6 protein-coding genes are annotated in these 12,155 nt (G+C 37.2%); all 6 read left to right on the top strand.

Annotation, left to right across the window (positions count from 1 at the left end; all coding sequences use genetic code 11):
* The first annotated feature begins 122 nt into the window (after positions 1-122).
* The 6 genes from MHB53_RS12855 to MHB53_RS12830 all read left to right on the top strand — a co-directional run bounded on the left by MHB53_RS12855 (position 123) and on the right by MHB53_RS12830 (position 12,131).
* Positions 123-2,981, top strand: coding sequence for an endo-beta-N-acetylglucosaminidase (locus MHB53_RS12855; RefSeq protein WP_340918894.1), 2,859 nt, complete (start codon positions 123-125; stop codon positions 2,979-2,981).
* 328 nt (positions 2,982-3,309) lie between these two features.
* Positions 3,310-5,544, top strand: a complete 2,235-nt coding sequence (locus tag MHB53_RS12850) for a helix-turn-helix domain-containing protein (RefSeq protein ID WP_340918890.1) — start codon at positions 3,310-3,312, stop codon at positions 5,542-5,544.
* A 315-nt stretch (positions 5,545-5,859) separates the two neighbouring features.
* Entirely contained in the window at positions 5,860-6,825 is a 966-nt protein-coding gene (locus MHB53_RS12845; RefSeq protein ID WP_445661432.1) for an ABC transporter permease, read from the top strand.
* Positions 6,826-6,841: 16 nt separating this feature from the next.
* Complete coding sequence (locus MHB53_RS12840) at positions 6,842-7,738, top strand: carbohydrate ABC transporter permease (protein WP_340918887.1); 897 nt, start codon at positions 6,842-6,844, stop codon at positions 7,736-7,738.
* A 43-nt stretch (positions 7,739-7,781) separates the two neighbouring features.
* Positions 7,782-9,329 carry an ABC transporter substrate-binding protein gene (locus tag MHB53_RS12835; RefSeq protein WP_340918885.1) on the top strand — a complete coding sequence of 516 codons (1,548 nt, stop codon included), beginning with the start codon at positions 7,782-7,784 and terminating at the stop codon, positions 9,327-9,329.
* Positions 9,330-10,619: 1,290 nt separating this feature from the next.
* On the top strand, positions 10,620-12,131 hold the full coding sequence (locus MHB53_RS12830; protein ID WP_340918883.1) for a sulfatase family protein: 1,512 nt from the start codon (positions 10,620-10,622) through the stop codon (positions 12,129-12,131).
* Positions 12,132-12,155: the final 24 nt, after the last annotated feature.

Genomic DNA, 12,155 nt, shown 5'->3' with positions numbered 1-12,155 from the left:
GGTGGTATATTTTTATGAAATGGAGGAGTATCTTATGAAAAACCATTAAAGGGACTCACTCATGTCTTGATACTAACGTTTGTAATTGTATCTTCATTTAAAAATATATATGAGGAAGGAAAGTGGAAAAGGTGTATAAAGGTCACAAACTATATAAAAATAGCAAGATGAAAAGAATAACAGTATTGTTTGTAGCAGTCCTCATGTTGGTACAAGTTTTAAGTAGTGCTGGAATTCTAGGTGTAGGAGCTGTGTTAGCCGATACTTGGCCATATACAGGAGATGCTGCAACAGGCGACAATCAACCCCGTATGGTTGGGCATCGTATATATGATATCGAAAAGTGGTCACCTGAAACAGACCCATATGCAGAATTAATGCGTGCAAATGTTCCTATTCAGGAGCGTATAGAACCATTAGCAGCAACACAGGCAAATCAAAACCTTAAATCAGAAGCGGAAATTTTAGTTATGGGAGGTGACTACGGGAACTCTTTTTTTGAAGGACTGCCGTATAATAATGATTTTAGCCAATACCAATATAACTTTTGGCAATACACAGACTACTATGCTTCATGGCATGGGGTAGTAACTAAAGGAGTACCCATGAGTCTTTATGAACCAGAAGGCCCTTGGCAAAATAGATTCTTCGAATTTGGTATTATAAATGTACCTAACCCTGCATATACCAATGCAGCACATAAAAATGGGGTTAAATCTCTAGGGGCTATATTTTTACCACGTGCAGGTCAAGCTCCTAAACAGATGATTGCACAAGATGAGAATGGCGAATTTCCAATTGGAAAAAAACTAATTGAATTTGCAAATTATTATGGTTTTGATGGTTTTTTCATTAATTTAGAAGAAACTGTCCCTGCTGCTGATGTTCCTATCTATAAGCAGTTTACAAAATATCTAATGGAAAATGGTCTTTATATTCAATCGTACGACTCAATTCTTCCAGACGGTAGATTACAATATCAAAATCAGCTGAATGAAAAAAACAGCCACTGGATTAAAGATGATAAATATGGAAATGTAAATGATTCCCTCTTTATAAATTATGACTGGTTTAGATCTAACAGGATTGAGACTTCTTTACAGCATGCTGCTGATAGAGGAATAGACCCTTTTAAACAAGTTTTTTTCGGAGTTGAAGCAGCCCAAGGAAAGTTAAGCGGTTCACATGGTTCCGCGAGTGATGTTGAAAACTTACTTGATGAAACTGGTAATCTAATGGGTAGTGTAGCGTTGTTCACTCCTAGTGATTTTATTCAACTTAATTTAGAACGGAAAGCAGAAGAGGCTGAAAATCAATGGATGGTAGCAGAACGGGAAAGAATGTATTATTCAGGCGTTTTAATGGATCCGACTAATACAGGGAAAAAACCAGGGCATTCTAGACCCGATGTTGACGCGGATAATGCTGGTGGATGGGCCGGAGTTGCACATTTTGCAAGCGAGCGTTCAGTAATTAGCGACTCAACATTTGCGACAAACTTTAACACAGGACACGGTATGGAGTATTATCAGAAGGGTAAAGTTATTAATGATAATCAATGGTCAAATATTAACCTTCAAGATATTCTTCCAACATGGCAATGGTGGATTGACACAACAAGTGAAAACAAGCTTGCGGTAGACTTTGATTATGGTAAAAAATATAATACAGAAGCATACGACTATAAAAAAATTGGCGCTTATGATGGTGGAAGTTCACTTGTAGTAACAGGTAAGCTTAATGCTGAAAACTTCTTGCGCCTATATAAAACTAATTTAGACGTAGAGGCAAACAGCAAGTTATCAATTGCGTACAACAAATCATCGAAAACAGATAAATCTAATATGAAAGTCGGTTTAATATTCAAAGATGAGCCCAATAAGATTGAATATATTAACGTTCCTGAGGCTAATAAAAAGTCTAAAAAATGGGTTACTAAAGAGCTTGATTTAAGCAAGTTTACAGGTAAAGAAATTTCAGCAATAGGATTATCATTTGGACTACAGGAAGGTTCTGTAATTGAAAAATACCAAATGAACATAGGGGAAATCAAAATTACTAATGGCTCAGATGTAACCCCTGATACACCAACAGGATTTACAGTGAAAAAAGCTCACGATACAAATGAAATGATAGTAGCCTGGGATATAGAAGATTATAGCAAAGTAAAACAATATAACTTATATGCAAACCTGTCTAACGGTAAAAGAGTATACTTAGGTGGAACATATGGGGATACATTCTATATCAAATCGTTATATGGTGAAAAGAAAATAGTAAGCTTAGAGCTAAGAGCAGTTGGTGCAGACAAAACGGAGAGCACACCTGCAACAACTAGTTATGATTTTTCGACAAAGGTAAGAGATATAACTGTAGAGGAAGCTTTGACTCCAAGTGGAAACCTTATGCAATCTGCAAATGTAGAAACTTTAGATATAAGTTGGAAAAAACCAAAAATGAAATATTCTAGCATCAACCTGGAAGTTTCATTTATTAACAGTACCAAAAAGGAGACTTTTAAAAAGACTGTAGATATGCGAACTACCTCAACTCAGATCGCTATCCCTATAGCAGATGGCTCGGAATATTCATTAGCTCTGTCCGTAGTAGGACCTAATAACAAACAAGGTGAACCTATTCTCTATACAGGTAAACTAAAGGATGTAAACATTGAACCATACAGCGGCGAGATTAAAGTTGCTAAGAGTGGTGCATCTTCCTACATTAGTCTTGACGCTCCAAGACAAGAAGATTGGTGGAGAATGTATGCTTATGTGGATGGAAAGCCATTAACTTTCCAGAATGAATATACAACTTCTACCCCATACGGAACAAGAGGGAAAAGCTATTTAAATTCAAGCACAGCCTCAAGGAATATTAAAGTTCCGTCAGAGAGCGGTGTAGTCACAATCGTTATGGAAGACTACAGTGGTAATATGTCAGAGCCCGTAACATACACGTATGGTAATGAAGAAAATTAATATGACCGTCGATAATAATTCGCTTCAGAAGTAAGTTATTATTAAAGTAAACAAAAAAGCTATCGATCCCTCTCTATGTGGAGGGGGGCGATAGCTTTTTTTGTTGGTGAAAACTTGGTTTGTAGAAATATCTACATTTGACTGAAGAGCTGAGATATATTGTTAATTAGACAATCTATGTCTAACAATTTGTAACTATTGAATTTTAGCGTAATTTCTATAGACTGATTGACAATAAATATGGTATCGCTTACTTTTAGATAAGGAAATTCAATGAAAATAATGGTTTTATGCATCTGCTGTTTTTAAATAAACGAGGGGGCCATTGGTGAAGAACTTAAGAATTCCACTCATTTATCAGCATTTATTATTTTATATTATTCTACTCATTATCCCTATCTTTATCATGGGGTATATTATTCATTTCCAGTTAATGACGAGTTTAAAAGAACAGGTAACTGCATCAAATAAGCAAAAGTTGACACAGATGAAAGATATTATGGATACGAAGTTACTTGAATTGCATAATATTTCTATGCAGATCTCGACTCAACCTGAGTTAACGCCATATAGTATTAATAACTTCTATGATGTGTTTAAGGCAAAGAAGTTATTAAACTATAAAGTGGGAAATGATTTTATTTATGATCTTTTTTATTATATTAGAGATGGAGATTATATATATTCTGGAGATTCTAGTTATTCTGTTCCACTTTTCCTCCAGTCGCACTATCAGTACATGCATTGGCCATATGATGAGTTCTATCAAGATATCAATGAAAGTGAAGACCAGTTTTTGCGGAACGCTGAAGATATTAAGTTATTCAATGGGGTTCAATCCCGGATGATTACTTATGGGGTGCCTATACCTTTAAATAATAACAAGCCCTATGGGACACTACTTTTTTTAATTAAGGAAAAAGTGATGAAGGATATGTTGAAAAATGTTGTCCATACGGAGGAAGGAAATGCTTTTATATTAGATGAAAATGAGCAGATAGTGGCAAGTCTTTATCATAAGGATACCGATTTATCCCTTATTAACAAAGAGATAAAAAAAGAGGGAGTTCAAGGGGTTCGAAATCTGACATTAGGGGATCAAACATATTTTATTTCCTACGTGAATTCTGAATTTCTTGATTGGACATACATTACGATAACGCCAGAAAAAGAACTGATGAAGGAAATCCATAGTGTTAGAAATAAGGTATTATTCTCTTATATCGTCATATTCGGTACGGGGGGATTGCTCATTTATTTAGGTATGTACATGAACTATAGACCATTGCGCAGGTTAATCCGGCGTGCGGACGAAAAGTGGGCACTTGCTGGGGATCATCGTCACGAGCTAGATAAAGTATGGGGAGCAATAGATTATACGGATTCGGTGAATCAAATGTTAAGTAAGCGTGTGGAGAGCAGTCGTCCTGTTCTCCAACAGCATCTGTTGACTCGTTTATTAAGAGGAGAAATGACCGATTATACAGACTTTAATGCATTGGGGAAGGAAGTTGATTTGATTTTAAAAGACTCGTCATACTTCGTCATGTTAGTAGACTTCCATAAACAAGATTTCCCTCCATTTAAAATGAAAAATAATATAGTTGAAGAGTCGTTATCCCACTTACCGAATAAAGAAAAGTATCAAATTGATTTATTCGAAACATCTAAAATAGCAATTATTTTGTCTGGTGAGGTGGATGTATCCTTATTGATGAGCTGGTATCAGGACTATATCAGGAGTCAATCTTCTACGATAACGATTGGTGTTGGACAGAGTTATCATGATATCACGCAAATAGGAAAGTCCCATTTAGAGGCATCTACAGCGCTTCATTATAAATTAATTAAAGGTGTGGATCAAATCATTTTTTTTACAGAAACTTCTGCGCAAAATCCAAGCGTTCAATGGTATGATAAGCGAATTGTAGAACAGTTGGAATTGTTTTTAAGGCAAAAAGATAAGGAACAGGTAGATAAGATCATTGATCAGATTGTGCGTATTATTAAGGCAGAAGATACGAATTTATTTATGGCGAAATGCCTCAGTTTCGATGTATCGAGCACTATCATGAGAATAGTTCATGATATGCGACGTTTTCAAAAAGAGGTCGGTGGTACTTTGCCAGATGTTTTTCTTATTAATGATTTTCATTCTGTGGAAGAAATAGAAGATACAGTAACAAAGATGATCCAGGCTGCCTTTCGACATGATGACAGGACTACCTCCAATCAAAAATTGTTGGATGACATTTTGGTATATATGAAAGAGAACTATCGAGATTATACATTTTCTATCCAATCGCTTGCGAGCCACTTTTCCTTATCTGAAACATATATTATGCGTTATTTTAAAAAGCAAACAGGGGATACTATTTTGCAACATTTGAATCGTTTACGGATGGATCAGACGAAACATCTGCTAGAAACAACGGATATCCCAATAAAAGAAATTGTTACGCAGGTAGGTTATAGTGATGTTTCTAGTTTTATTAGAAGGTTTAAGCAATCGACACAACTAACACCAGGCGAATACAGAAAAAAATATGCAAATAACAAGTAATGGGAAGCTTAGCTTAGCTAGGCTTTTTTTTCATTGTCTAGCAGCAGTGACATTTCATGGATAATATTGAAATATCTCGAAAGAATGCAGTATATCAATGATTTAGTATGTGTGCGTATTTGGCATATTGGTTTGCTTTTAGCCGATTGTGTGAAACGAAGCGTTTTTCAAATAAAGTTTGTTCTCGCATATGTATGTGGAATTTACCGGTTGCGTTGCCTCAAAAAACTCCTTTATGATACTAGCAATGAGAGGGCGGCGTTAGCTACATGGATATAATGTATCCGTTTTCAGATGAGGAATGGGGGAGACGATATGGATGAACAAGGAAGTATGGCACTTCAAAAAGAACAAGCTGTGATCCTTAGGCAGAAGAAACGTTCAAGTACAATGAAAAAAATAGTGAGAAGTTACCAATTATATCTTTTACTTCTACCAACATTGATTTATTTTTTAGTATTTCACTATTTTCCTATGTATGGGGTACAAATTGCTTTTAAGAACTTCAACCCAGTCCTCGGGATCAATGGTAGCCCATGGATTGGTTTAGAACATTTCGAACGCTTTTTTAATTCTTATCAGTTTTGGACTGTCTTAAAAAATACGATGGGCTTAGCGGTATTTGAATTAGCAATGTTTCCAATACCCATTATTATGGCACTTTTATTAAACCAATTGGTAAGCTCACGTTTTAAGCGAGTTGTCCAAACGGTTACCTACGCACCGCATTTTATTTCAGTAGTAGTTTTGGTTGGAATGTTGTATTTATTCTTATCTCCACGAAGCGGAATTATTAACCAACTAATTGTGTTGGTTGGTGGTGATCCTATCTTCTTTTTTGGGATTGCTGAATGGTTTAAGCCACTATTTGTCTTTTCTGGCGTCTGGCAAAATCTTGGCTGGGGAATGATTATTTACTTAGCGGCTTTAACTGCTATTAGTCCTGATTTACACGAAGCAGCTGTGATGGATGGAGCAAGTAAATTACGCAGAATTTGGCATATTGATGTTCCTGGTATTATGCCAACTGTAATTATATTGCTCATTCTAAATGTAGGAAGTCTGCTAAGTATTGGCTTTGAAAAAGTTTATTTGATGCAAAATTCACTGAATATGTCCTCATCAGAAGTCATTCAAACTCATGTGTACAAAACGGGGTTGCTAGGAGCGCAATATAGCTACGCTTCCGCTGTGGGGTTATTCAATTCAGTTATTAACTTTATTTTGCTAATTGTCATCAATCAGACAGCTAAAAAAGCTGGTCAGTCGAGTCTATGGTAAAGGAGGGAGAAGTCTATTGAATATTGGAAGTCGCACTAGAGGAGATAAAATTTTTGACTATGCGAATGTAATGTTTTTTCTCGTTATTCTGTTTGTAACGATATATCCACTTTACTTCATGTTTATTGCTTCATTCAGCAGTCCTGAAAGTGTGAATAATGGAGAGATTTGGTTTTGGCCGAAAGAAATTACGTTTGAAGGATACAAGATGATATTTGAACATGAGAAAATCTGGACAGGGTATAAAAATTCAATAATTTATACGATTATTGGTACGTTAGTAAATGTTGTTTTAACGATTACAGGTGGTTACGCTTTATCGCGAAAAGATTTAATTGGACGGAATGTGTTTATGTTTTTTATCGTATTTACGATGTTTTTCAGCGGTGGGATGATTCCCAACTATTTACTCGTAAAAGACTTAGGAATGGTTAATACGCTATGGGCAATGGTTATTCCTAATGCTATTTCTGTATTTAATTTAATCATCGTCCGCACGTTTTTCCAAAGTACGATTCCTGATGAATTGTTAGAGGCCGCAAAGGTTGATGGATGTAGTGATTGGAAGTTCTTTTTAAAAATTGTTCTTCCAATCTCCACACCAATTATTGCCGTTATGGTGCTTTTCAGTGCCGTCGGACATTGGAATACTTATTTTTCAGCGTTGATTTATTTACGGGATGCTGATTTATTTCCGCTCCAACTGGTGCTTAGAGAGGTTTTGATACTAACTCAAGCACAGGAAGTCGTGGACTCAGGAGCTTTGATGGATAGTAATGCCGAATTACAAAATATTTCGGAATTGATTAAGTACGGCGTTGTCATTATTGCAAGCCTGCCGGTGCTGATTCTTTATCCATTTGTACAAAGGCATTTTGTAAAAGGTGTGATGATCGGATCGATTAAAGGTTGATCGATCTGTTTATTATAAAAAGCATTAGAAGGGGGAAGAGAAAATGAAAAAAAGAATTATTGCTTTATTTGCTGTTTTATTACTTGTGCTTGGCGCTTGTAGCTCTAAAAAGGAGGAGGCAGGGGCAAAAGAGGATGTAAATTCAGATGAGAAAGTAACAATCAATGCATTCGGGATAAAAGCGCCAGCCGCGACGACTGATTACGATGATATGCCTTTTTTAAAGGAATTGGCCGATAATGTCAATGCCGATATAAAGTGGACTACAGCTACAACGCAAACGTCTACGGAACAAATCAATTTAATGTTCGCCAGTGATGATTTACCGGATGTCTTCTATTCGGCATGGTCCTTAGGAGGTAGTGATATTGTTAAATACGGATCAACAGGTCAATTAGTTGCACTCGATGATTTGATTGAAGAACATGCTCCTAATATAAAAAAATTATTTGAAAAGCGACCTGAACTGAAAAAAATGATCACTGCGCCTGATGGACATATCTATGCTTTACCTCAGTATGATGAATCGAAAGCCAGTAAGTCCAACGATGCTTTCTTTATAAATAAAAAGTGGTTGGACCAATTAGATCTACCAATACCAACAACGACAGAAGAATTTCATGAAACACTAAAAGCTTTTAAGGAAAATGATTTGAATGAAAACGGTAAAAAAGATGAAATTCCATTTAGCTTTACATTTGAAAATCAAATACGAGGGCCACACTCTATGAGTGGTGCATTTGGCGTGGTTGGTCGTCATATAGGCGTAAAAGATAGTAAGGTTTATTATGCGCCAACGCAACCAGAATATCGTGAATATGTGAAGTATATGAATGAATTGTATAAAGATGGCTTAATTGATCCAGAGTCTTTTACACATGATGTTCAAGTGTATGATTCTAAGATTAAAAGCAGTACACCAATCTTAGGTGCGCTTTTTAGTTGGTCCAACTTTTCATCTTTTGGGAAGGTAGAGACAGATTATGTGGCGATTCCTCCGCTAAAAGGACCAGAAGGGGATCAAATGTGGAATGCTAACGCTGGAGGGTTAAGTATGTCAGGCTTTTCGATAACTTCAGCTAATAAAAATCCAGTCCGTTCCATTCAATGGGTCGACCAAATGTTTGATGAAGAAATAGGTATACAAGTATCATTAGGACCACTTGGCGAAAATATTAAAAAGGAAGACGATGGAACAATCACTATTCTTGAAGCACCTGAAGGCATGAGTTATGAAGAATTTAGACATAAAACAACTCCTGGTTCATATGGTGTGTATGCTAATCTAGAGGAAACGAATGATAAAGTGAATAAAAGCCCCGGCCAAATTGAGAAAGAAGAATATGCTGAAATGTATGCTCCTTTCCAACCGGAGGAAATCTATCCAAATGTATTATACAGTGTGGAAGACGGGGATCGTTTGTCAATCCTGTCAACAGATATCAACAATTATATGAATGAAACAATTCCTAAGTTTATAATTAATGGGGATATAGATGCGCAATGGGATGGGTACGTCAAGCAATTGGAAAAAATGGGTTTAGCTGAATTATTGGAAATCTATCAGAAGTACTATGATGAATTCAAATAAGAAAAATGGAATCACAAATGCGTAGCATCCTGTAGTTTTGGTAACTTGGTATGGTGAAACTAAACATACAATGCCAAAGGCTGAAATGATTATTAAAGTCTCATATTTAAATGAAAATAGAAACAGGGTACGGTTATCCGCACTCTGTTTCTATTGTAACACTGTGATTTTTAAGAGATAGGAGAGCATACTCATAGAAATCACATCAAAAGCAAACAAATATCTGATGGAGCTGTCCGATAAGTAGGAAAATCGTTAAAACGGTTTTTTGCTGATTTTTTAATATGTAAGTTGATTGTTGATTGGAGTGGGGGCATTCAATTGACCATAGTCCTGCTCTTTTCGCAGTGAGGGGATATCTGTAGGCGTTCGATTTACCTTAGTCCTGATTTTTTCGCAGTGAGGGGCAATCGGTAGGCGTTCGATTTACCATAGTCCTGCTTTTTTCGCAGTGAGGGGGCAATCGGTAGGCGTTCGATTTACCATAGTCCTGCTTTTTTCGCAGTGAGGGGCAATCGGTAGGCGTTCGATTTACCATAGTCCTGCTCTTTTCGCAGTGAGGGGATATCGGTAGGCGTTCGATTTACCATAGTCCTGCTTTTTTCGCAGGAAGGGGCAATCGGTAGGCGTTCGATTTACCATAGTCCTGCTCTTTTCGCAGTGAGGGGATATCGGTAGGCGTTCGATTTACCTTAGTCCTGATTTTTTCGCAGGGAGGGGCAATCGGTAGACGTTCGATTTACCATAGTCCTGCTTTTTTCGCAGGGAGGGGCAATCGGTAGACGTTCGATTTACCATAGTCCTGCTTTTCTCGCAGTGAGGGGTAATCGGTAAACGTTCGATTTACCTTAGTCCTGCTTTTTTCGTAGGGAGGGGATATCGAAGTGCGTCCAATGACCAAGACGTGTCTTTTTCGCGATGAGGATAAAATGGAGAGGGGCTCCTAAAAATCCAATTATATGACTTTTTGGACACCCACTTTATGCCGCTATGGAAATAAAGAAATAGGACACCAAACCTCGATCGTCTATCAAAAACGGGAATGCGATTTAATGAATTTTTCTGTACGCCACCTTCACTTGTTTGTTCCCTGCTCGCGTTTCTTTATTATTCCTACTCAACATGGTGTACAAGATTGGATTGTGGGAGGAAATGTCGAGTAATCTATCGAATACTTAGGTAGAAGGGTGGTGTTGAAGCTTATCATCGATAGGAAGATAGCTAATATTACATAATAAAAATCTTGTTGTTTGCGAAAGCGCAATCATCATATACGGAAGGAAAGTGTCTATGAAAAAACCAAACATTCTTCTGATTACAAGTGATCAGCAACATTGGGATACGATTGGGGCTTTTAATAGTGAAATCTCTACGCCAAATTTAGATAGATTGGTAAGGGAGGGGACTACTTTTAGCCGTGCTTATTGTCCTAACCCAACATGCACACCAACGCGCGCTTCGATTATTACTGGACAATATCCGAGCCAGCATGGAGCTTGGAGTATTGGGACGAAATTGTCTGAAGAGAAGCTGACAATCGGGGACGTTCTTCAAAAGGATGATTATCGAACGGCTTTAGTTGGAAAAGCGCATTTTCAACCGCTCACATCAACGGAAGAGTATCCATCACTGGAAGCTTATCCGCTTTTACAAGATCTTGAATTTTGGAAGCGTTTTGACGAGGACTTTTATGGTTTTGAAGATGTCGATTTAGCTCGTAATCATACGAATGAAGCACATGTTGGGCAGCATTATGCGATTTGGCTAGAAGAAAATGGCTGCCAAAATTGGCGCGATTATTTCCGTTCTCCGACAGGTAAGATGGATCCATCAGAAAAATACAAATGGGAAATACCTGAAAAATATCATTATAATAATTGGATTGCGGAAAAAACAAATGAAAAATTAACAAAATATAAAAAAGATGATGAATCATTTTTCTTATGGGCGAGCTTTTTTGATCCACATCCACCATATATCGTGCCGGAACCTTGGGATACGATGTATGATCCAGAACAGCTTACATTGCCGAAGGTCGTTCAAGGAGAGCATGAAAAAAATCCGCCACATTTTCAATTAACACAAATAGAGCATCCAGACTTTTCTCCTTATCAAGAGACGAGTATTGGTAATATTGGTTTTCGTTCCTATGCTGATATAACAGAGTCTGAAGCAAGAAAAAATATGGCAGTGTATTATGGCATGATTTCCATGATGGATAAATATATTGGTAGAATTTTAGACCAATTGGATGAACTTGGACTAGCAGAGGAAACAATTGTGGTCTTTACAACGGATCATGGTCACTTTTTCGGTCAACATGGACTTCATGATAAAGGCGGGTTCCATTATGAAGATGTGATGAAATTACCTTTTATTGTTCGATATCCAGCGAATGTACAGGCAGGGAAAGTGTCACCAGCCATGCAGTCTCTCGTTGATTTAGCCCCAACTTTTTTAAGTTTTGCAGGGATCCCTATTCCAACGACGATGACTGGGTGTGACCAAAAAGCAGTCTGGTTAGGGGAAGCAGAGCGGGCAAGGGATCACATCATTTGTGAATATCGAACACAACCGACGGCAGTCCATCAGAAAACATTTGTCGATGAACGGTACAAAATAACAATCTATTATAACCGATCTTATGGAGAGATATTTGATTTGCAGGTAGACCCAGAGGAAATAAATAATTTATGGGATGATCCAGCGTCTCGCCAGTTGAAGGCAGACTTGCTTTTAAAATATATCTGGGCAGAATTAGGGAAAGAACCAATGCCAATGCCACGCATATCTGGAGCTTGACCACGTGCACTGATCGAAGTTTGT

Source organism: Bacillus sp. FSL K6-3431 (assembly GCF_038002605.1).
Taxonomy (GTDB): domain Bacteria; phylum Bacillota; class Bacilli; order Bacillales; family Bacillaceae_C; genus Lederbergia.
This window is presented reverse-complemented; position numbering and strand designations above follow the sequence as displayed.

Bases quoted from the DNA above. Each gene is read 5' to 3' on its own strand.
- MHB53_RS12845 (WP_445661432.1), top strand. From the start codon at position 5,860: ATGGATGAACAAGGAAGTATGGCACTTCAAAAAGAACAAGCTGTGATC.
- MHB53_RS12830 (WP_340918883.1), top strand. From the start codon at position 10,620: ATGAAAAAACCAAACATTCTTCTGATTACAAGTGATCAGCAACATTGG.
- MHB53_RS12835 (WP_340918885.1), top strand. From the start codon at position 7,782: ATGAAAAAAAGAATTATTGCTTTATTTGCTGTTTTATTACTTGTGCTT.